The organism is Paenibacillus apiarius (genome assembly GCF_017052585.1).
Classification (GTDB): Bacteria; Bacillota; Bacilli; order Paenibacillales; family Paenibacillaceae; genus Paenibacillus_B; species Paenibacillus_B apiarius.
In genome coordinates, this window is record NZ_JAFFHZ010000001.1 from 5115839 (window position 1) to 5137272 (window position 21434).

Below are 21434 nucleotides of genomic sequence, written 5' to 3' on the forward strand. Positions count from 1 at the left end.
GGGGGAGACATATGTCGGGTTTATATGAAACGGATGGGAACGACGTGCTCTTGCTTCCGCTCGGAGATCGTGCGATCATCGTTGATTGGGGCGGCAGCATCCACCCGTACACCCATGCCATGATCCGCGCTTTATGTTCGCAATTGGAGCGCAACCCGGTTCCGGGCATCGTGGAGGCTGTGCCGGCGTATACGACGGTTACTATTTTCTACGAGCCGATGGCATTGCGGGATCCGGTCACGGGTGAGCAATGGTCTCGCCGTGGCGGCAAGGGGATGCGCTCCCCTTTTGAGATCATCAAGGGGATCGTCAGCCGGATGGTGAAGAGTCTGGAAGCGGCGGAAGCGGGCCGATCGAGAATCGTGGAAATACCAGTGTGCTATGGCGGGGAATTTGGGCCTGATTTGCACGATGTTGCAGCGCACACCGGGTTGAGCACAGAGGAAGTCATTGAGATTCACTCGAGTCAGGATTACTTGGTATATATGATCGGATTCGCCCCGGGCTTTCCTTATCTCGGCGGCATGCCGGAGCGGATCGCCGTTCCCAGACGCAGCTCTCCAAGGCAAATCATTGACCCGGGTTCGGTCGGCATAGGCGGCAAGCAGACGGGAGTCTATCCGATTGCCACGCCCGGGGGATGGCAGTTGATCGGAAGAACCCCATTGAAGCTGTTCCGTCCCGATTATGCTGCGCCGAGCTTGCTCCAAATGGGCGACATCGTCCGCTTCCGGCCGATCGGCTCCGAACAATATGCCGCGTGGGAAGAGGATGTCATATGAGTCTATATATCTTAAAGCCGGGTCTTCTAACTACGATTCAAGATCAAGGAAGGTACGGGTATCAGCAGCAGGGGGTCATTGCCAGCGGAGCCATGGACTCTTTCGCCCTTCGCGCAGCGAATGTGCTGGCAGGCAATGAGCAGGGAGCAGCCGCATTGGAAATCACGCTGCGAGGACCATCCATCCGTTTCGAGGCTGATGCGCTTATCGCCATATGCGGAGGCAATCTAGCGCCATGTATAGGGGCACAGAAGGTTCCGTTATGGAGATCGGTCCTCGTTAGAGCGGGAGAGGCGCTCGAATTCGGTCCCTGCCTATCGGGCGCGCGCACTTATTTAGCCGTAGCGGGAGGAATCGATGTTCCTCTGGTGCTGGGGAGCCGCAGCACTTATTTGCGTGCGGGGTTAGGAGGATTCCAAGGCAGAGCGCTGCAGGCCGGGGATGTGCTCCGCTGCGGTGCTGCTTCCGGCCGTGCGGCGGCATACATGAGGAATCATCTGGGGGCGCTGGAGTCAGAGCCCTTTGCGGCTGCGTCTTGGTTTATCGGTTTTTCATCCCGTCCCTTATATGCGCAAGATCCGGTAATCCGCTTTGTGGAAGGCCGTGACTTCAGACATTTTACCGAAGAGAGCAAGAGGGCTTTTGTCAGCCGGCCATTCCGTGTCACACCACAATCAGACCGGATGGGCTTCCGCTTGGAGGGAGCGGATCTCCGATTGAAAGCGCCTTGTGAACCGATCTCCGCAGCGGTGTCGTTCGGTACGGTGCAAGTCCCTCCGGAAGGGAACCCGATCGTATTAATGGCGGATCGGCAGACGATAGGAGGTTATCCGAAGATAGCGCAGGTGGCAAGTGTCGATCTTCCCATGCTGGCCCAAGTGAAGCCGGGGGAACGCATACAGTTTGCCGAAATATCGTTGGAGCGCGCGGAGGAACTGTATGTGGAAGCGGAGCTGTCATTTGCTCAGATGGAAAAAGCGATCGGACTTTATCTCATGAAAGAGAGGGGCGTTTAAATGTATACGGTCGATCTGAACTGTGATATGGGGGAAAGCTTTGGCGCCTATACGTTGGGGAACGATGAGGCCATTCTCGATATGGTCACGTCTATTAACATTGCTTGTGGTTTTCATGCCGGAGATCCGCGCACCATGAGAAGCACGGTAAATATGGCTTTGGAGAAGCAAGTGGCTGTCGGCGCGCATCCCGGACTGCCGGATCTGGCAGGCTTTGGGCGCCGTAACATGGATATTACGCCACAAGAAGCATACGACATGACGGTATATCAAATCGGCGCCTTGGACGGGTTCATTCGGGCCGAAGGCTGCAGCATGCAGCATGTCAAGCCGCATGGCGCGCTATATAACATGGCCGCGCAGAACGGCAAGCTAGCCCAAGCGATTGCCGAAGCCGTATATAAGGTGAATCCCGAGCTGGTTCTGTTCGGTCTCTCGGGCAGTGAATTGATTCGTGCCGGAATCCGGGCAGGGCTGAAGACGGCCAGCGAAGTGTTCGCCGACCGGACCTACTGCCGCGATGGAAGCCTTACCCCGAGAAGCGAACGGGATGCATTGATTACCGACCCGGCGCAGGCAGTGGCGCAGATTATCCAGATGGTGAAAGAGGGAACCGTACGTTCGCGAGAGAATATGGAGATTAAGCTTAAGGCAGAGACCATATGCATACATGGAGATGGAGCGCATGCGCTGCACTTTGCCGCGCGCATCCGTGACATGCTTCTATCTGAGGGAGTCCAGCTTAAAGCTGTGCGCGATCGTAAACCTGATTGAAATTCCAATGATATCATTATTTAGATATATACAGATCGGAGAGACTGCCATGGAGTGGGAAACAGTCTACAAGAACTATCTGACATCGCTTACAGCGGTTGCGTACCGCATGCTTGGTTCCTTGGCCGACGCGGAAGATATCGTGCAGGATGTGTTCATCGAGGTGAAGCAGCGCGACATGGAAGAGGTCCGCAATATGAAAGCCTACTTGACCAAAGCGGTAACCAATCGTTGCATCAGCTTCATGACATCGGCCCGTAAAAGGAGGGAAGTGTATGTTGGTCCGTGGCTGCCCGAGCCTCTGATCAATCTGACAGAACAGGATCCGATGGAGGTGGCGGTGAAGCATGAATCCATTTCGTACGCGGTTCTCGTCCTGCTTGAACAATTGAACGCCGTCGAAAGGGCCGTGTTCATTTTAAGGGAAACGCTTGCTTATAGTTACAGTGAGATCGCTCGGATATTAGATAAGTCAGAAGAGAATTGCCGTAAAGTTTACAGCCGCGTCAACAAGAAGCTGCGTCAAGAACTGCCTGCGGCTTCTCCCCATACGGAAAAAGAAGAAGCGCTCATCCAAGCCTTCATACTTGCATCCAAAACAGGCGATTTCGCTGACGTAATTCGCATGGTTACCGATGACGCCCTGCTCATTATGGATGGCGGCGGCAAAGTTCGCTGCGCTTTACGTCCGATTATAGGCAGGCAGCGCATCATGGCGCTATTGAATGGAATTGTGCCGAGAGGGTATTTCGAAGGGGGGCTTCTCCCTGTCGAAGTTAACGGCCAGAGAGGAATGGTGCTTGTCAGAAATGGCAGTCCGGTTCTCGCGATATGCTTTGGCTGGGGCGCGAAGCCGGGAGAGCAGGAGCGTCTCGTACGCATGTTTTTCATATCGAATCCTGACAAGCTCGAACGCATTGAGCCTCTTAAAGTTTGGTAAGAATTTCAGGCCCATTGTCGGTAATGGCAACGGTATGCTCATATTGGACACAAATCGAGCGGTCGACCGTTCGCGCCGTCCAGCCGTCACTCTCCACATAAGCTCGCCAGTCGCCAAGCGTGAACATCGGTTCGATCGCGAGCACCAGGCCATTTTTTAATTGGGGCCCCATCCCTTGTCTGCCATAGTGGGGAACAGCCGGCTCCTCCCACAGATCCTTGCCGATCCCATGGCCCGTAAATTGTCTGACATTGCCGTATCCGTGGCGTTCCGCATACGAATCAATTGCATACCCGATATCTCCGACGCGGTTGCCGGCAACAGCCTGTTCAATTCCAAGAAGCATGCTTTGATGACAGTCCTTCATCAGCTGCGCGATGTCCGCGGACACGGTACCGACGGCATACGTCCAGCCAGAATCGCCATGGTAACCGTTGTAGAACGCTCCGAGATCAAGGGTGACGACATCTCCATCCTGCAACGGCACATCATCCGGAAACCCATGGCAAATGACATCGTTTTTTGCCACGCAGATAGAGGCAGTGAACCCATGATGTCCTTTGAAGCTGGGGACTGCTCCTCTTGCGCGAATATGTTTTTCCACCATTTGATCGATGGCAACCGTCGTTATGCCGGGCTTAATCATGTCTGCTATTAACGCATGACACTCAGCCACGATTCGGCCTGCCTCCCTCATGATTCCAATTTCCTGATCGGATTTCAAGATCATCATCGTATTTCCTCCAGCTTCATTGCATTCTTTTTTTGCACATAGTTATAGCGGTTGCGGCATTTCGCACTGCAGAACTTGTTTACTTTGGCCCGCTGATAAGGAATAAACCAGCCGTGACATTGGATGCAGCGCTGCAGCTCCAACTGCTCCGTCTCCATAGCCTCAAGCAAACTCAGGATGGCTTCCATATAAATTCGTCTCCATTGATGCGGCGGATCTACGAACTCGGTATGAAGCAGAAAGGGAGGGGCGCCGCCGCCCTTGTCGGGATGACCGCTTGAAGCACGGGCAGACAAAGTTGCAGGCGGGGTAATGCTTAATTTAAGACGAACTGCATGATAATGTTGAAAGGCGTCATTGATTCGTTGCACGGTATCGGCAGTTAATGCCTGTTTGGCTTGAACGGATTGTGCAAGCAGCAGCAATAGACTTTGCAGCTCTTGTTCCAGACTGCTTGTTCCTATCTGCTTGTCATGCTCTGGCATCTGATTGAGTACGCTTAGAAAAAAATTCGGACGAGACAGGACGGGACTCAATACTGGCATCTCCTCACGGTTTCATCTTTTTCAATGGATTGATGTGGTTAATCCATTTATAACAGAACGTGATCATGAAGTCAAATTTCGATAAAGGTAAGCCGGTTTCGTCTCTTGCCTCATTCTCCCCTTTATTCAGAATGGCAGATTTTCTTTGTCATACGAACCAATTTCGCGAGCATAAGGCGTATGCCGTTACGCAAATCATGGCATGACGCGGCTGATTACAATGCAGTTAACCAGCATCGTCTTGGACACGCTCACTCCTGAAGGAAGGGGAGAATGGAGCAAAGGGGCTAATGAAGCGAATTATCGTCAATCCGATCGCGCTATTGCACAATACATGATTTTGTTGATCGAGTTTGATGTCACAAATTCAGCACTCATTTTGTCAAATAGGTGAAAGGTAAGCGATGAGAAGTCATCTCTTGCTTTATCAATGCCAATACCCGAGGAGGAATTGTACATGGACACGAGATTTAAAATGGAAGAGGTAAACCCTAAAGGCTATGCGGGGATGATCGAACTAGAGAAGGCCCAAATGTCTGCCGGCATCGATAAGCGAATGAAGGAACTAATCAAAATCCGTGCCTCCCAAATCAATGGCTGTGCATTTTGCATCGACATGCATACGAAGGACGCGCGCAAGCTAGGCGAAACGGAGCAGCGCATTTACGCGCTTAACGCATGGCGTGAAACGCCCTTCTTCACTCCGGAAGAGCGGGCCGTGCTGGCTTTAACGGAAGCAGTCACCTTAATAACCGAAGGTCATGTGCCTGATGAGGTATACAAGGAGGCGCGCCGTTATTTCGATGAAAAGGCAACCGCAGAAATCATTATGGCTATCGCTACCATCAATGCATGGAACCGAATTGCCATCTCGTCAAGAAAAATGCCTGCCTGTAAATAGAATAACGGTAAGGCAAGAATCGCCGCTTTGCATGAAGGGTAACTTAACTTTTTTATAACCCTTTATGTTTCATGGTAAGTTAAGATGAAAAACACAAAGAGCCAGGACAAACGCAGCCATAAGCTGCAAGCTCTCTCTTTATAGGGGGGGCTTTTTGTGTTTACATTCATCGATCAGTCGGAGGTTTCATGAGAAAAAAATATGTGAAAATCAGTCTAGCGGTTTTGTTGTCATTTGCGATTATTGCAATAGGCTATACGATTTACATTTATCGTGCTATGGAAAAAACGGCGGAAGTCATGCAGATTACGTTTGATGAGGCGGGAAAGATAAAATGGATAAAATCAATCATGCTTATGCATATGGCGGAGCTGAAATGATGAAAAAAACGGTCGAACGCTTTTTGAATCATTCGATCGATTACGTCATTCAGACAAACATGGAGGGGTTAACTCAGCTTGTTGATGTTTTCGGAGGAATCGAAGTGGTTAATGGCTTTGCCTTTGACCAAATGGATCAATACGGAAGAAAGAAACATCATTACGACAAAGGGCAGATTCAATTGGACGGGGAGAGGGCGCTGCACTATACCAGAATGAGGAAATCGGACCCTAAAGGAGATTTGGGGCGAAATGAACGCCAGCGGCAGGTTCTAACCATTTTACTGCAAAAAACGGCATCGTTATCTTCTGTATTTAAGGTCGAAGAAATATTGAACATCATGGGAGAAAATGTTAAAACAAATCTCTCTTTTGATGAAATGAAATCCTTTTTCCTGCAGTTCAAAAAAGACTGGAACGACTATCAGATTGGATCGCTGGAGATAACAGGCTCCAACCAAATGATTCATGGCATTTATTATTATCACGTATCTGAGGAAGAGCGCGAGCGTGTTTCCGCCCAATTGAAGGAACATGAGTCTACGCAAGCAAGAGACGGTGTTTAGGAAATCGTTGCGAAGCGGATGATTGATCGAACTCATGCCGGCCCGTAATTACTTCTAGAGGAAAGCAGTATCTGAATTCCTTACAATCATCGCTGTCGATCAGCGCGGGTTGCTGCGCTCCCCATAGAGTTGAAAAAAGGGTATTGTTACTAATAACAAGGCCGGAGCCATCTGAAGCTGTCCTCATATAATATTGAAACCTATCTTATTTCTGCTCCCTTTTGCTAGAATGATAAGTTTTAATAAACCATTTTGAGAAGGAGGACAGGCCGATGAACGCATTACCCGGCAATTATGTTATCGCCATCGAACGAGCGATAAGAAGAGTCAGCTTTGTCGATACAGATACGTTAACAGTAGCTCAACAAATCAGTATCGATGGCGACATTATGGATGTAGCGATTACGAGCGATTTTAATAAAGCGGTTATAAGCGCCTTTTTGACTCAGCAGCTGTTTGAGGTCGATTTGCGAACGGATCCTCCATCCGTCGTCCATACTTTCCAATCGCCCACCGCGCTGGAAGACGTGGCTCTCAGTGCCGATAACCGCTTTGCCGTAAGCGTGGACGGAACTTCCGTCGGGCAGCTGAATATGGTGTCATACCGTCTTGGGCACGGAGACGGCAGCTGGATCCCTGCGGATGCGCAAGCGGTGGCGATCTCCCCCGACTTGAGCGGGCGAATCTTGACTGCCCGCTATGATGCAGGCAGGGTGCGGCTGTATTTCATCGACAACGCGGGCATGCTTACGGATACGGGGAGCGAAGTGATGGCAGGCGACACGCCGCTCAACCTTGCCTACACGCCCGACGGCCGATTTTGCTTTGTGGCCAACTTCTTCGCCGATGAAATTGTCGTGCTGTATACCGGAAACCCCGCTTATTTCGGAGAAACGAGCCGAGCGCCAGTCATCGGGCACCCGCAGACTATCGTTGTATCCAAAAATGGACAGCGAGTTTACGTTCTGACCACGCAGGAGGTCGCTAGCTTCGAGTTCGATCCGGTGGCCCAGAGATTGCTCCTGACGGGGCGTTTCAATCATAACCTGAATATTGTCAGCTATTTCGGCGTAGAACGTATGACGCTGGATGCCACGGAGACGAAGCTAATCATCTCTGGTCAAAACCAGCTTGCCGCCTTCGACCTCACAGGCACTCTCTTGGGGATCGTGCCGGGCGTGCAGTCCGATGGAGGAGTGGCTGCCGGACAAACAAGCAACCGCCTGCCTCTCGACACTTGATTAGCGGTTTCTCTTTCTGGTAAACTTCGGTCGATACCCCGCTCCCCCTGTGCAGTCTCGATATTACGCCGGATAGCCGATGAACTCGGACGAGACCCTGCTGTATATTTTGACTTTTGTGCCCCGGTACTCGAGAAGACTGGTAGCTTTTACGACAACCGGAGAACAACTATATGGTCCAACCGGAGACTTTGCCCCCGGAGTCGCCATCTGTAAACCCATGTAACGGTGAGTTCCCGAGCGACTGAGGTTTATCCAATTACATTTCCATTAAAATGAACGTGCCCTTGACGCTTCCCGCCGGAAGGTTAAGGGCTTTTCCGGTCAATCCATATCATAAGATTAAATAAACAAGCCTACTTCCAAGATAGAGCACACTTTATGTATGATATAAAAAAACCCCCAAATGATTGAGGGCGCGTGAACTTAAAAGATCCGCCGCCGTCTCCGCGGCGTCTCCAACAATACAATGGCCAAAAGATCGAAGAGCACCAGAGGCAATATAAATGGAACGAATGAAGTATGCACCTTTTTGGCGTGCTTCACCGAATTAACTTTTAAATATACTTTTTTCTGATCTACTTTCACAATCGTGCCCGTATATACATTTCCGTTCTTGGCTGTTACTCGAACGAATTTGTTCAAGTACTTCACGCTTTTCTTGTAATGGGATACAGAAGGCATGGAACGATCCTCCTTTACGCTTTTTATTGGTTATGTTATGTGTGTCATCAGCGAAGAGTGCGGGCTTCAAAAATTAAGATTTATGGAGGAGAATGAACATGAATATGCGATATGCAGAAGAGCCGCCCATTCCTAACCATATTTACTGCCTGTATGAGGTATTTGCTATGGCGATATTTCACAATATGAAACGGTCCGGAAAGCGGTTGCAGGGAATGGAATGAGATCAGTGACGACAAGCTGCATTTTGTGGTCATGCTCTCGATGTATGAAGGCAAATACATATTAATCAGACACCAAGACAGAGCATTATGGGAATACCAGGCGGCCGGAGAGAGCCTGGGGAAGAGATTCTCCATACAGCAGGCAGGGAACTGTATGAAGAGACGGGGGGGACAAGCCAGTGAATGATGCAGAACAGCTCAAGCAATTTTTTCATTCGCAAGCAGACCTGTTGGAGGAATTGAAGCTAGTGGAAAGCTTGAACTTGCCTGAATGCTATATTGCGGCAGGATATGTTCGCAACCGGATTTGGGATATGCTGCACGGATACGAGATGTCCGAGCTGAATGACATCGATGTCGTCTATTACAATGTGGAGGATATTACAGAAGCAACGGACATCCTTTTCGAGAACCAATTGATCGAGGTGACGGGAAATGAAAAATGGTCAGTTAAAAATCAGGCGCGGATGCATCTGAGAAATAATAACGCGCCTTATAAGTCTACCGATGATGCTTTACGCTACTGGCCCGAGACCGCGACGGCTGTAGGAGTGAGATGGCGTGCTAATGAGATTGAGATTTGCAGGCCTTATGGCTTGGAGGATTTATTTCAGATGCATGTCAGAAGGTGTCCGTTATTTGAAGACGTACATTTTTTCAGAGAACGTGTTCATGCAAAGAGATGGCTGGAAAGATGGCCGTTATTGAAATTAATAGAATCCTAAAATTATAGGCTCAGCTTCGAACACTACGAAATAAGTGACAAAGCATGGAATTATTATTAGAAAAACACTTAAAAAAGGCACTCACACATATTAGTCATATCTAAAATGTAAGTGCCTTTTACCATTAGCCGGCAGGATGATTTTTGATTGACGCAGCTCATCTAATGCTGAACGACTCAAATGAGTCGTATTTCCATTTCCTGATACTGTGGCCGGTTAAAATCTTTCCCACTTTGCTTATCAATGAAGATATACCGCTCATCAATTTCAAGTTTGCGAAATTTCTTAATCTGCCGGTCTGGGTTTTGATCTTTAGCCGAAACGCGCGCATACTCCAGTCGTGTCATAAAGTATGTATGCTTTCTGACAGTAGCCAGAGATTGTAAAGATTTGTACATAAACTAATGGAAGGGTATTTTACAATCCTTTTTGATAATATTGGGTCATCACTTCTTCAGGAACCATGCTTCCACCCGTCCCCCAAATAATATGTGTACCCTTACTCATTTTTTTCGTTAAATTATGCTTCAGTAAATAATCGATTCCCTCTTTACATAATTTAATTGGTCCTATCATGCCTGCTAGTGCGGAAGGTTCTAAATGAATCCCCTCTGTATCGACTAGTTCCTTTAGCAACTTATACAACTGTTCATCGCTAACCGTATAATTACCGCTTAAAAAAGGTTCTATAGTTTTACCCACAAATCCAGATGCCTTTCCTACCGCAAGTCCATCCGCGTCTGTTACATTGTCAATACCAACATCTTGTACAGAAATTTTATCATGAAGTCCAGTCATTAAACCAAGTAACATACATGGAGAGTGGGTAGGTTCTGCAAAGAAACAGTGAACATAGTCTTGATACAATAACTTCAAACCAAAAGCTATGCCTCCAGGACCACCACCTACCCCACATGGAAGGTAAACAAACAAAGGATGATTTTCATCTATTGTTATCTCTAATCCTTCTAATTGTTTTTTCAATCGAGACGCTGCCACTGCGTATCCTAAAAATAGGTCGTGAGAATTTTCATCATCCACAAAATAACATGTAGGGTCCCCATCTGCTTGGATTCGACCTTCTTCTACTGCTTTACTATAATCAGCTTCATATTCAATAACTTTAACATTTTTGTTTCGAAGCAAATTTTTTTTCCAGTGTTTTGCATCAGCTGACATATGAACAGTCACATTAAAACCTAACTTTGCACTCATGATGCCTATACTAAGTCCTAAATTTCCAGTCGAGCCTACTGCGATTGAATATTGTGAGAAGAATGTTCGAAACCTATCACTATCTAAAATCGAATAGTCATCTTGAATTGTTAACAATTGATGTTGAAAAGCTAACTCTTCTGCATGTTTGAGAACTTCATAAATCCCTCCTCTTGCTTTTATAGATCCTGATATAGGAAGGTGACTATCACACTTTAGCAATAATTCGCCTAATATAGGTTGTTGATAATCCTGTTCTAAGGATTGTTTCATGGAAGGTATTCCTACTAAGGGAGATTCTATGATACCATTCATCTTTTTGGTTTCTGGGAAAACCTTGGCGATATATGGAGCAAAACGTTTCAGCCTTTCCTCTGCATCCTTTACATCCTCTTGAGTAAGGGGGGATTTTTTAATTCCTGTTTGGAATTTTTCGATAGCAGGATTGATCCAAAATACTTCCTCCATCGAAATGATCTTGTTTAGTAAAGGGTATTGGTCTTTGCACATTCGTATATCTTTGCTCTCAATCTCCTTCATTTGTCTGATCCTCCTCATTTTCTTGTATCAAGTTGTGCAATGAATTATAATTAAATGAATTTAAATACAGTTTAACACACAATGACCTTTGTGTTAATTTGAATTTACTTTATTTAAATTAAATTTAACATTCCATTAAGGAGTATTCGATTATGGGAAATATAGACATTGGTAAGAAAGTTGAAAAATATAGAAAAGCTAAAGGATTGAGTAGTAGAGAGTTAGCAAAATTAGCTGAAATTACACCTTCAATGTTAAGCCAAATTGAACGAGGTTTGGCGAATCCTTCTATTCAAACCCTAAAGGTCTTGGCTAAAACCCTTGATGTTCCAACTTTTAGTTTTTTACTTGAAGAAACAAATACGGATGATTTAATTGTACGATCCAGCAAACGTAAGAAAATGATCATTGATAATTTGTCTTATGAGTTATTGTCACCTGATTTTACGGGTAATCTGGCAACGGCGATAATGAATGTTCCTCCGAATACTTCTTCATCAGAGAAACTTCTAGAACATAGAGGAGAGGAAGTAGCATTTATTTTAGAAGGAAAAATTAGGGTGTACTTGGATGAAGAAGAATATCTATTAGAAGCTGGTGATAGTGTGAAAATACCAGCAAATTTAAAACATAAATGGGAAAACAATTTTAGTCAAAATGCAGTTGTATTATTTTCAGTTACCCCACCCGCGTTTTAATGTAGATAAATGTAAAATATTATTCCACAATCGGGCGCGATTGTGGAATAATTAAATCCCAATTTCTCATTTATATGACTGGAAATTGGGGTTTTTTCGATCTTCTTGAAATTGAGATAGTGAGCAGAATTACTCTTGTTATAGTGAATCCCATATTTATCATGCAGTATCCTTATATCCCAACGATCTTGTTTTCATCTTCAATGTTCACAGACTTTTCACTTATGAGGAGGTTTCCACTAACTCTATAATAACAAGGGTAAAAGAAAGGATGATGGAAATTGCCAACAACTAAGAGAGAAGATTTTTATTTTGGGTTGATGATGTGCTTTGGAATGGTCGTAATCATGACGCTTTATAATTTAATTAGAAATGGCTTGATTGGCACGGTATCTCTGAAAGGTATACTTTTTCAATTTATTCTAGGCTTTATTATTGCTTTCTTATTGGAATTATTTATTGTGGGTCCGGTTGCTAAGAAAATTGCTTTATCATTACCATATGACAAATCTAGGAAGGTATTTGTAATTCTATCTATTTCATTTTTTTATGTGATTGGAATGGTTCTCTTTATGTCTCTTTATGGATTGGGGGCTGCTTACTTTTCTAACAGCTTGATTGGAGAATCATTACTTGAAAGTTACTTTTCGATAGTTTTTAAAAATTTTATTTTTGCTTTCCCTCTACAACTTATAATTATGGGACCGCTTGTGCGGTATTTATTTATTAAATTCGTTAAAGATAACAGAATTACGGCATCTTTAAGCTAAAATATATTCAACTAAAGGAGATCGATAGTTACACAAACCGAAGCCAGTCTAATGTAGTGTAGTGCTTTAGAAAAGGTAAATGAGCCCATCACCGTTGTTCGGAAGCAACTTAATTTCCAATTCCAAAGAGGATGGGCCATAATGGTACTGATAAAGACCGTGTAGGATTAACATTTATGTTCCTATCATCGGCGAGTTCTTCTGCTTGGTGTTCGTAAAGCTATAGTGTCCCGTTAATTAAATAGAACACAGTGCAATCCTCTCATAGTAAGTGTATCTAAAATAAAGTAAATCGTCTTATGAGATAAGATTACTTTGAACATTCCATGGCGGTCGGCTTACGAAACTTTCATGGATGAGGTGTCGCATTTAGCTTGACAATCCGTCATTTTGCGAACGAATCCACCATCCACTTTGAGAATTTTTCTTTTTCTTCAAATTGCGGATAATGAGCGGATTGGCCGTACGTTATAAATTCCTTTTTATTTGCATCGATCTGATCAAAGTATATTTTGGCTGATTTCATGGAAGTCATGTAGTCGTATTGTCCCATTATAAAATACACCGGTAAATCTAGTTCTGTGATGATCGTAGGCAGAGGTTTTTTGAATGCTTGCCCTATTAAAATTTCTTGTACATAGGATACGCCACGGCTATAACGGATGCGATCTAATAAGTTATACTCCGGTCCGAACAATAAACCATTATCCATGTCCGCATTAGCATCGATCAGTCTTGCGGCACCGCCATATTTTCGAACATAATGGCGTGGAGTTAACATATCGCCGCTTTGAACTTTTTCAGTTAACCCTTGCAAATACTCGACGTCGGTTGTATTACCGCTCAATTTTGCTTGATCAATCGTGAAATTCAAACCATCCAATTCGCTTTCTAAGGTATTGGACATCTGTCCAATGCCGATATAGGCTTCATATTTTTCAGGAGCTTGTTGCGCAGCCTGCATGCCAATATATGTTCCAAAGGAATGGCCGACTAGTATGACCTTCTTTTGGTTGAAACGAGTGGATATGTAATCCGTCACAGCCAATAAATCTTTCACTAACAGATCTGTCGAAAGGTTGGAATAATCTTCTCCGAAGTGATAAGATTTCCCGCTAGCTCTTTGGTCGTAACGGACAATCGTGAAATTCTTCTCCAATAGGTCTTGGTATTTGGTTACATAGGGTATTTCCGAAACACCTGGACCCCCGTGTACAAAAATTACAATAGGATTGTTCTTATCCTGACCTCGTATCATCAATTCATGACCGGTGCCATTCATTTCGACTTGCTCGAGTACGCTTATGCTGTTTACGCCGTCTATTTTGGGAGTCCATGTGGGGAAAATCAATGCTACCCCAACAAGTAAAATAATAGTTGCTCCCAAATAAAGCAGAACTTTTCTTACCTTTTTGATAGTCTCATCTCCCTAGTCTTGTATGAATGAATATGGAATAACATCGTCCTGCATTGAAATCTATGACGCAAAAGATCATTTGATCAGTTTGAGCCGCGCTCTCGTATATATAAAATAATTGTAATCGAGGAAAGATTTTTGGGGAGACGTACAAACGTCGGGATTTTTACTAGACCCGGGACGGGGAAGGAGAGTCAAAATCAATTCCAGCGGTACACCCACCTATTAGTAACTTTATATTCCTCATTTGGCGTCTATTTTGCTGACCCGTATTCTCCTTGGCAACGAGGCAGAAGCCGGCTGAGACGATTTGAATGGAGCATACGGTTCATTATTTTTCAAGCATGAGTATAATACTTGGGCGATCTTCCCACAAACATGACCAATGGCTTTTCTCTTTGCCATTTTCCGCTCAACTAAGCATTGGCAGTAGTCGAGGAAACGCCTCAATAACTACGCAAAAAAACCTGCCATTTCGACAGGTTGAATAATCGATAAGTATGCAGTGCCCAAAACATGGAGCGCCTCATTTCTGTTAAAGAAGTCCAAGAGGTCGTTTCCTTCTGGCTCCAAACCTATTCTGGGCGGTTGTTCCCTTAGAGGTCACTGCACAATGTATATATACGCCTATTAGCGGCGAGCTGTGTTTAATCTATAATATTCGAATTTGATCATTAATTCTTCCCTTGCTTAGTCCTCCGTGATAACATATTACGGATTCAATGTTAAGATCCAGATATTTTTTCAACGAGAGTCGAGCTTCCTCTATATCGAGTGTTGTTGGCTCATGAATTCCTCCAAGTATTCCGTTTACACTATACATCGAATCCCCAGCAATGAGAGTTTTACTTCTTCTCAAATATAGGCTGATATGACCGGGAGTGTGCCCAGGAGTGTGGATGATTCGAATTCCGCCGCAAAACGCAAGTTCCTGGCCATCGATTAAGGTATTGTCCACCCTACCCTTGGGGGGATTTTTTATTTGTCCGTCTTTTAGAAGAGGTAGTTCTCCTTGAATATAAGGTTTATCCAGTTCGTGTGCGTAGACCTGAACTTTACTGCCACACTCCCGCAAAATCTCAGGTAGACTTCCTATATGATCTATATCCTGATGTGTCAAAATCACAATTTTTACCTTGTCGAGTGACACTCCGACCTTCTTCATAGCCATTCTTAAATCTTCTATTTGTCCTGGGAATCCGGTGTCTATTAACACGGCCATTTCTTGATCCCACAAAAGGGTTGGGTTGATTGTATTCCCGTGAAAGTCCAGCTCAAGCATGTGAACTCCATTCGAAATTTCCACGTTTTTCAGCTCCTTTATATGCATAGCTATTAAACATCACGGTATAAGTTTTATGAAATGCAAACTTATTTTTATACGTAAAAATATATTATTACGAAACCTATTTATATGTCAATAAATTACATTCACCCAACCGCAATCCAAACAAACCAAACAAAATTGCAAAATGTTTATCCTGCCCCGTGCTCATGCTGGCACACGACCATGGATTTGATCATGTGGTGCCCGCAGACGGGTATCCTGAGTACACCTTATATCGCATTATGGAATGTCCGGATATAACGGTCTGGATTGAAACGGTTCCCGTTCAACATATAGCGAGCTGTCATACATAAGCAAAGAAGCTGTTCAACGATGATTGAACGGCTTCTTATTTTCATATAATATTATTATAATGATAATCATTATCAATAAAATGGAGGGGGATATGACATCCCAAAAGCGACGGAACGGAGTGAGATTTATTGAACACGACAGACTTTCATTATAACTTCAATACCTTTTTCGATGAACTGGCATTGCAGCGGCAGCATGCGGGACGCACCGAGCATCTGCCATTCCATTCGCGAATCGGCGAAGGGATGATCCGCCGCTTTGTGCCTCGCTTCGATATGGAAGTGGTCATATCCGATTATCGGCTGCATCGGGACCGCGCAATCAGCCTTCCTTCCGGTACGGCCATGGTGGAATTGAGCTATTGCTTGCAAGGCACGAGACGGGCCCATCTGGCAGGGACTTGGCACGAAACCGCCTCTGACAGCTGCACGCTGCAATTTATGGATGATGTGGATGCGCGCTTCGAAATGAATGGAGACGAAGCGTATGTCATGCTCGGCATCGGCATCCCCGTACCGACCTTTCATCACTTCATGGAGGAAGGGAACGGCGCGCGCTCGATCAGCTTTGATCACATTCTCGGCGGAGAGTCTTTCCGCATGTTCCGGGAGACGATCGAGCCGTCTGCCTCGGTTATCGTCAAACAAATCATACAATCCGCCAATACGGCGAATACCCGGAATCTGGAGCTGGAGTGCAAGGTGCTGGAACTATTGTCTTTGGCGTTCCGCTCATTCCTGTTCGAAGGAAAGGCGGAATCGTCGAGGCTGTCGCGCACCGATGTGGAGAGAATTAAGCAGGCCCGGGATATTATGCTGGCGAATATGTCGGAGCCGCCCTCTCTCCTCGAGCTGTCCCGGATGATCGGCATGAACGACTATAAATTGAAGGTTGGCTTTAAAGAAATGTACGGAACGACCGTATTCGGTTATTTGCGCGGCAAACGGTTGGAGAAGGCTTGCCTCTTGCTGCAGCAAGGGGAAGTCAATGTGAATGAAGCCAGCTGCGCTGTCGGGTACTCGAATCCGAGCTACTTCGCGGAAGCATTCCGAGATAAGTATGGCATTAATCCTGGCGAGCTCGTCCGGCGTTGACCGGCGGGATTCGCCGTACTTACATGTCCGGATGCAGACTGAACCGGGAGTGCAATTGCCAGATAAGTTCCCTGCGGCTTGTAACGCCTGTTTTGCTAAATATCGATTTCAAATGGTCCTGTACCGTATAGGCAGAAATATGAAGCGATCGGGCAATCTCGGCAGTGGACAAGCCTCTTGCGACCAGCATGACAATTTCTTTCTCGCGCACCGTCAATCCATATGCTTCCGCAATGAGCGGCAGGATGTCGGATGCGGTGGCGGGTTCGAACCAGACGGCCAGTTGGATGGAGGCATCCGAGCCCTGCAGCTTGCTGGCGCGAATCGTGACGAATGGCCCGTCGGGCATCCGAATGCACACCTTTGCCAATGAGGAGGTGCGCCCGGGGACGGCTGCCGACTCCGAAAGCGCGCGGGAACAGACCGCCCGCACCGGCCGCGGCAGGGTCAGGTGCTCGATTCGTTCCCACTGCCGCAGCAGGGAGAGCCAATGCTCGGCCGTTGCATTGGAAGAGATAGGGCGCAGCTGCTCGGTGAGAATTAATATCCCCGGTTCCGCTGCCTTCCATTTTTCTTCTTCGTCCGGCACCGTCAAGCTTGCCTTACGCATAAATCTGGCCATGGACGGGACGAGGGAAGAGAGGAATGCACGCTCTGTCTTATCGAATAACGGATGCTCATGATCACGGTATAACGTTAAATAACCCCAGCAAGCCCCTTCGCATACTAATGCGGCCCTCAGTTCATCCATGAAGCCGGCGGGGAGCAAAATATCCCGGTACCGCGCGCTTCGCTCCAACCGGCCTTCCGTCGCTTCGCTTAATGTTGCGACGGGGTCGGACGCCTGTGCCAATGTATGATAAGCATTAAAATCTTCGGCCTTGCGCATATATTCGTACTCGAACAGTCTGTGGTGAATCGTTTCTACTCCTTCTTCGGTGACGGCCCCTGTCGACAGCAAGGTGTGCGGGTCCACAGCGGTGCAGCAGGCTGCCGTGAAGGGCACCGCCTCGCGCAAATGCCGCAGCAACTCTATTCTATAATGATGTGAAGCAGGAGAACTCTCTGCAAGAGCTAACAGCTTCTGCTTGATTGCATTCATTTTCGCATTCATCTTCGCATCCATGTCGTATACGTATCTCCTCGGTTGCATTCTCTCGTTCATCGCTTCACAATCCCAGCTTTGTGGGATGGTGCTTCTGCCCTATATCGGTATAATTGAGAATAATTCTTACTGTCAGTGTACAGCATGCGTGGGCAGTTGGAAAGATAAAACGACAGGAGCGATGATGATGAATAACCCGCAATCTCCGATGAGCTGGGATGATCCAAACGCATATCGGTATGCCACCTGCATGCTTGTGCTTCATTTCGTTCAGGGCTTGCCGCAGAAGCGGGAGCTGCTCCGCCGTATCGCCGGGCATCTTAGCCCGGGAGCGCCGCTATTTCTGGCCTCGCTGAACGGCAATCCGCATACGCAGGAATTCGCCGTACAGATGAGGGCATGGAAAAGCCACATGCTTGAGCATGGCATCCCCCTTCAGGAATGGGAGCAATTCGCAGCCTCGATCGGTCAGGGCAGCGATCCGGTTCCCGCATCCGCGGTGGCGGAACTGCTGGCGGAAGCGGGCTTCACGCAAGCGACGCATTATTTTGGCTCCTATTTAATCGACGGATGGTTTGCCGTAAAAGCATAATAAAGGATGGGACAGCGATGAAGGACAACATTGTAGTAGTAGGCGGGTATGGACATGTGGGGAAGATGATCTGCAAGGAATTGGGCGATCTGCATCCTGGCAAGGTGTATGCGGCAGGCCGCAATTTCGAACGCGCAGAGCAGTTCTGCCAGTCAACCTCCGGTAAAGTCAAGCCTTTGCAGTTGAACGCCCAAGGGGCAGCCGATCCGAACTTGCTGGCACGTGCCAAGCTCGTAATGATGTGCCTGGATCAGACGGACACCGCTTTCGTCAGCTCCTGCTTCCACAGCGGCACGCATTATATAGATGTGTCAGCGAACCGTTCCTTTCTCGAGCAGGTGGAACACAGGCGCAAAGAAGCCGCGGCGAACGGCGCCACGGCCATACTGAGCGTTGGCCTTGCGCCAGGCTTGACCAATCTGATGGCGCTGCAAGCGCAGCGGTTGATGGATGAGACGAAGTCAATCGATATATCCATCATGCTTGGCATGGGGGATCAGCATGGCCAAGCCGCCATCGAATGGACGGTAGATAACCTGAATACGAGCTTCGAAGTCATCGAGGATGGCTGCCCAATAACGGTCGCCGGCTTCACGGACGGGAAGCAGATAGACTTTGGAGCCGAGTGGGGACGCAGAACCGCTTACCGGTTTAATTTTTCGGATCAACAGACGCTTCCCCGTACGCTAGGCGTGCCGACCGTATCGACGCGACTCTGCTTCGACTCTGCCGCAGTGACCGCTTTGCTCGCCGGGGCAAGGGCGGCGAACATGTTCCGCTTACTGAAAACAGGATGGATTCGCCGCGCGGTCGTCCGCTGTTTCGGCATGATGCGCATCGGCGAGGAGGCTTTTGCCGTCAAAGTGGATGCCCGGGGCAGCAAATCAGGGGAGGAGGCATGGGCCGAGTGCTTCCTGCACGGAAAAAATGAAGCCCAAATGACAGCCAAAGTGGCTGTATTTGCAGCCAATGCCGTATTGACTTCCCAGCTCCCGCATGGCGTATACCACATCGAACAGCTATTTGGACCGGAGAGTCTTCAGGCTGTGACGCAAGGAATGGCTGCTTTTGAGATGCGACTGAATTCCGGCACAGTATAGTCGCTGATTCCACGTGAATTTTGGCACTATGAGGGAGAGTCCGGCTGTCCCTTATTCCTACCGTGTTTACGACGCGCACAGAATGGTGGTCAAATTTTTTTGATAAATAAAGAATCAGGGTGACGTCAGTACCATTCGCTCCATTGCGGCAAAAAATGCGCGTTTGCCAAACAGAGCTCCTCCGAGAAACGATATTCGAAGGAGCTCCGGCTGTTGTCTGCCGTCTTTATTCACTAGTGTTCAATTCTTTCTTGAGCTGGCTAATCCGGCTCGCGCTGACGCCCAGCAATCGGGCCAGCTCCTTCTGGTTGGCATCAGGATAATCCTGCACCGCTTGCTGCAGCCGGCGCTTCATTTCCGGCGCTTTTGTATTTTTGCGTGTTGATTGCGGCATTTCTTGAGGGGGCGGGGTGACTTCCTTATGCGAATTGGAAGCGGGCTTCAAATCTGTGAGACAGGACTGGCAGACGAATTGATCCTTGTAGTAAATCACGCTGTCAAGTCCGCGGCAGAAGGTGCATTCCGTAGACTTGTATTTTCGTATTACAATTACATTGTCCTCACCGATGAAAAACTCTACGGGGTCGCCGATTTCAATATTGCGCGTCATCCGGATTTCAGCCGGAATGACGATCCTGCCAAGCATATCCAACGCTCGAATCATGCCAGTATTTTTTTTCATCTTCGTTTCCCCACATTCACCATAGATTTAACCTTATTATACCAATTCTTCCGCAAGAATGAAAACTAGAAAATAGATTCTCCCGGTAACCAGCGACGGACTCCGCCAACAGGTAGATGAGCGATCGGATGAATAGTAAGATGGGTTCCTAAGAATGCATGTCGCCTGTTGAGAAGGAGAGAAAGGAATGAAGTACAAGTTTGCCATTATGTTTATGATTGTCTTATGCGGCATGATCTCAATTGCGACCTTTAATCCCATCATCGGCCCGCTGTCCCGCACGTTGGGGCTGAGCGAGATTCAATCGGGAGTGTTGGTGTCGGTGTCGGGCATTTGTTGGCTCTTGGGAGGTTTTTATTGGGAGAAGAAGATATTTATGAGCCGTAAAAAAATGCTCGTGTCAATTATGCTTATTTATGTGGTTACGCTGGCCGGCTTTGGTCTGCCGCAGCTCGACATCTGCGCTCTCGCCCAACGACGAGCGAATTCGTCTGTACTTCTTGATTGGCTTGGCGCTGTCCTTCGCCCTCAACATCGTTCAGGTGACGATCGGCTTCTATGTGCAGGATCGGATGAATTATGATCCACAGCGCGCGACACAGCTTATCGGGGCGGGACTGGCCATTTCCGGCGTGATGGTGGTCGCATCGCAAATCGTGATCAGCAAATACTTGAGATGGCAGCCGAAACGACTGGTGACTGCCGGTTTAACGTGCGTTGGTTTAGGGCTTCTCGGCTTGTTGACGCTTATTCAATATTCTTTTGTTGGCTTTACGGTCCTGGGAATCGGAATCGGCTTTACGATGCTCGGTTATAGCGCAGGGGCTTCGTTGGCGGTGCGCGATCATGAGCAGCGAAGCGTCGCATCGTACATCGCATCGGTTCAAGGGGGCGGAGCGTTCCTCGGGCCGCTTGCCGGAACGATGCTATATACGGCCCACGTGATGTTTCCATACATGTTCTGCGTGATTATGTTGAGCATGCTGATTGTATGGGTGCTAAGAAAAAGCAAAAACCTTTAGAATCCATGTGACGATGGAGCTCAAGCTGTTCAATAATGATTGAACA

Annotated in this window: 25 protein-coding genes and 1 pseudogene; 17 read left to right on the forward strand and 9 right to left on the reverse strand. The window is 47.2% G+C overall.

Annotation, left to right across the window (positions count from 1 at the left end):
- The first annotated feature begins 11 nt into the window (after positions 1 to 11).
- Genes pxpB through JSQ80_RS22825 form a run of 4 tightly spaced genes read left to right on the forward strand, consistent with a single transcriptional unit; the run spans position 12 to position 3512 of the window.
- A complete protein-coding gene (gene pxpB / locus JSQ80_RS22810) occupies positions 12 to 782 on the forward strand; it encodes a 5-oxoprolinase subunit PxpB (protein ID WP_206096803.1) in 771 nt (256 codons plus the stop codon).
- Positions 779 to 1798, forward strand: coding sequence for a 5-oxoprolinase subunit C family protein (locus JSQ80_RS22815; protein WP_206096804.1), 1020 nt, complete (start codon positions 779 to 781; stop codon positions 1796 to 1798). Before pxpB ends, JSQ80_RS22815 begins: the two co-directional genes overlap by 4 nt.
- A complete protein-coding gene (locus tag JSQ80_RS22820) occupies positions 1799 to 2572 on the forward strand; it encodes a LamB/YcsF family protein (RefSeq protein WP_206096805.1) in 774 nt (257 codons plus the stop codon).
- A gap of 49 nt (positions 2573 to 2621) precedes the next feature.
- The gene (locus JSQ80_RS22825) at positions 2622 to 3512 is read left to right on the forward strand and encodes an RNA polymerase sigma-70 factor (RefSeq protein ID WP_206096806.1); all 891 of its coding nucleotides are present in this window, start codon (positions 2622 to 2624) and stop codon (positions 3510 to 3512) included.
- On the opposite strand, the gene map is transcribed toward JSQ80_RS22825, so the two are convergent.
- Positions 3499 to 4245 (reverse strand): type I methionyl aminopeptidase, encoded by a 747-nt coding sequence (map, locus tag JSQ80_RS22830; protein WP_206096807.1) that lies wholly within the window; start codon positions 4243 to 4245, stop codon positions 3499 to 3501. The genes JSQ80_RS22825 and map overlap by 14 nt on opposite strands.
- The gene (locus JSQ80_RS22835) at positions 4242 to 4781 is read right to left on the reverse strand and encodes a hypothetical protein (RefSeq protein WP_206096808.1); all 540 of its coding nucleotides are present in this window, start codon (positions 4779 to 4781) and stop codon (positions 4242 to 4244) included. Before JSQ80_RS22835 ends, map begins: the two co-directional genes overlap by 4 nt.
- A 466-nt stretch (positions 4782 to 5247) precedes the next feature.
- Here JSQ80_RS22835 and JSQ80_RS22840 point away from each other — a divergent pair, with 466 nt between their 5' ends.
- The 4 genes from JSQ80_RS22840 to JSQ80_RS22855 all read left to right on the forward strand — a co-directional run bounded on the left by JSQ80_RS22840 (position 5248) and on the right by JSQ80_RS22855 (position 7878).
- A complete protein-coding gene (locus tag JSQ80_RS22840) occupies positions 5248 to 5691 on the forward strand; it encodes a carboxymuconolactone decarboxylase family protein (protein ID WP_206096809.1) in 444 nt (147 codons plus the stop codon).
- A gap of 188 nt (positions 5692 to 5879) precedes the next feature.
- Positions 5880 to 6071 carry a hypothetical protein gene (locus JSQ80_RS22845; protein ID WP_206096810.1) on the forward strand — a complete coding sequence of 64 codons (192 nt, stop codon included), beginning with the start codon at positions 5880 to 5882 and terminating at the stop codon, positions 6069 to 6071.
- The gene (locus tag JSQ80_RS22850) at positions 6068 to 6637 is read left to right on the forward strand and encodes an LCP family glycopolymer transferase (protein ID WP_240463770.1); all 570 of its coding nucleotides are present in this window, start codon (positions 6068 to 6070) and stop codon (positions 6635 to 6637) included. Before JSQ80_RS22845 ends, JSQ80_RS22850 begins: the two co-directional genes overlap by 4 nt.
- A gap of 272 nt (positions 6638 to 6909) precedes the next feature.
- Positions 6910 to 7878, forward strand: coding sequence for a lactonase family protein (locus JSQ80_RS22855; protein ID WP_206096812.1), 969 nt, complete (start codon positions 6910 to 6912; stop codon positions 7876 to 7878).
- Positions 7879 to 8304: 426 nt separating this feature from the next.
- On the opposite strand, the gene JSQ80_RS22860 is transcribed toward JSQ80_RS22855, so the two are convergent.
- Complete coding sequence (locus tag JSQ80_RS22860; RefSeq protein WP_087432205.1) at positions 8305 to 8562, reverse strand: hypothetical protein; 258 nt, start codon at positions 8560 to 8562, stop codon at positions 8305 to 8307.
- A 311-nt stretch (positions 8563 to 8873) separates the two neighbouring features.
- On the opposite strand from JSQ80_RS22860, the gene JSQ80_RS22865 reads away from it, so the two are divergent.
- Positions 8874 to 8969 (forward strand): NUDIX domain-containing protein, encoded by a 96-nt coding sequence (locus JSQ80_RS22865; RefSeq protein ID WP_140397830.1) that lies wholly within the window; start codon positions 8874 to 8876, stop codon positions 8967 to 8969.
- A complete protein-coding gene (locus JSQ80_RS22870; RefSeq protein WP_206096813.1) occupies positions 8966 to 9511 on the forward strand; it encodes a nucleotidyltransferase family protein in 546 nt (181 codons plus the stop codon). Before JSQ80_RS22865 ends, JSQ80_RS22870 begins: the two co-directional genes overlap by 4 nt.
- A gap of 191 nt (positions 9512 to 9702) precedes the next feature.
- Here the strand turns inward: JSQ80_RS22870 and JSQ80_RS22875 are convergent.
- Both JSQ80_RS22875 and JSQ80_RS22880 read right to left on the reverse strand, forming a co-directional pair.
- A pseudogene (locus JSQ80_RS22875) lies at positions 9703 to 9858 on the reverse strand (recombinase family protein); the annotation flags it as partial.
- A gap of 70 nt (positions 9859 to 9928) precedes the next feature.
- A complete protein-coding gene (locus JSQ80_RS22880) occupies positions 9929 to 11266 on the reverse strand; it encodes a D-serine ammonia-lyase (protein ID WP_206096814.1) in 1338 nt (445 codons plus the stop codon).
- Between the two features lie 152 nt (positions 11267 to 11418).
- Here JSQ80_RS22880 and JSQ80_RS22885 point away from each other — a divergent pair, with 152 nt between their 5' ends.
- Positions 11419 to 11964, forward strand: a complete 546-nt coding sequence (locus tag JSQ80_RS22885) for a helix-turn-helix domain-containing protein (protein ID WP_206096815.1) — start codon at positions 11419 to 11421, stop codon at positions 11962 to 11964.
- Positions 11965 to 12245: 281 nt separating this feature from the next.
- Entirely contained in the window at positions 12246 to 12734 is a 489-nt protein-coding gene (locus JSQ80_RS22890) for a DUF2798 domain-containing protein (RefSeq protein ID WP_206096816.1), read from the forward strand.
- 385 nt (positions 12735 to 13119) lie between these two features.
- Here the strand turns inward: JSQ80_RS22890 and JSQ80_RS22895 are convergent, their stop codons facing one another.
- The gene (locus JSQ80_RS22895) at positions 13120 to 14151 is read right to left on the reverse strand and encodes an alpha/beta fold hydrolase (RefSeq protein ID WP_206097701.1); all 1032 of its coding nucleotides are present in this window, start codon (positions 14149 to 14151) and stop codon (positions 13120 to 13122) included.
- A gap of 652 nt (positions 14152 to 14803) precedes the next feature.
- The gene (locus tag JSQ80_RS22900; protein WP_206096817.1) at positions 14804 to 15457 is read right to left on the reverse strand and encodes an MBL fold metallo-hydrolase; all 654 of its coding nucleotides are present in this window, start codon (positions 15455 to 15457) and stop codon (positions 14804 to 14806) included.
- Between the two features lie 464 nt (positions 15458 to 15921).
- On the opposite strand from JSQ80_RS22900, the gene JSQ80_RS22905 reads away from it, so the two are divergent.
- Positions 15922 to 16887: a helix-turn-helix transcriptional regulator gene (locus JSQ80_RS22905; protein WP_206096818.1), complete on the forward strand. Its 966-nt coding sequence runs from the start codon at positions 15922 to 15924 to the stop codon at positions 16885 to 16887.
- 19 nt (positions 16888 to 16906) lie between these two features.
- On the opposite strand, the gene JSQ80_RS22910 is transcribed toward JSQ80_RS22905, so the two are convergent.
- On the reverse strand, positions 16907 to 18001 hold the full coding sequence (locus JSQ80_RS22910) for a helix-turn-helix transcriptional regulator (protein ID WP_206097702.1): 1095 nt from the start codon (positions 17999 to 18001) through the stop codon (positions 16907 to 16909).
- A 172-nt stretch (positions 18002 to 18173) separates the two neighbouring features.
- Here JSQ80_RS22910 and JSQ80_RS22915 point away from each other — a divergent pair, with 172 nt between their 5' ends.
- Entirely contained in the window at positions 18174 to 18584 is a 411-nt protein-coding gene (locus JSQ80_RS22915) for a class I SAM-dependent methyltransferase (RefSeq protein ID WP_206096819.1), read from the forward strand.
- Positions 18585 to 18601: 17 nt separating this feature from the next.
- Positions 18602 to 19684, forward strand: coding sequence for a saccharopine dehydrogenase family protein (locus tag JSQ80_RS22920; protein ID WP_206096820.1), 1083 nt, complete (start codon positions 18602 to 18604; stop codon positions 19682 to 19684).
- A gap of 226 nt (positions 19685 to 19910) precedes the next feature.
- Here JSQ80_RS22920 and JSQ80_RS22925 read toward each other — a convergent pair whose 3' ends face one another.
- Positions 19911 to 20366, reverse strand: a complete 456-nt coding sequence (locus JSQ80_RS22925; RefSeq protein WP_087432213.1) for an AbrB/MazE/SpoVT family DNA-binding domain-containing protein — start codon at positions 20364 to 20366, stop codon at positions 19911 to 19913.
- Positions 20367 to 20553: 187 nt separating this feature from the next.
- On the opposite strand from JSQ80_RS22925, the gene JSQ80_RS29240 reads away from it, so the two are divergent.
- A complete protein-coding gene (locus JSQ80_RS29240; RefSeq protein ID WP_240463773.1) occupies positions 20554 to 20949 on the forward strand; it encodes a hypothetical protein in 396 nt (131 codons plus the stop codon).
- Positions 20909 to 21388, forward strand: a complete 480-nt coding sequence (locus tag JSQ80_RS29245) for an MFS transporter (protein ID WP_336245853.1) — start codon at positions 20909 to 20911, stop codon at positions 21386 to 21388. The genes JSQ80_RS29240 and JSQ80_RS29245 overlap by 41 nt, the downstream gene beginning before the upstream one ends.
- Positions 21389 to 21434 lie beyond the last annotated feature (46 nt).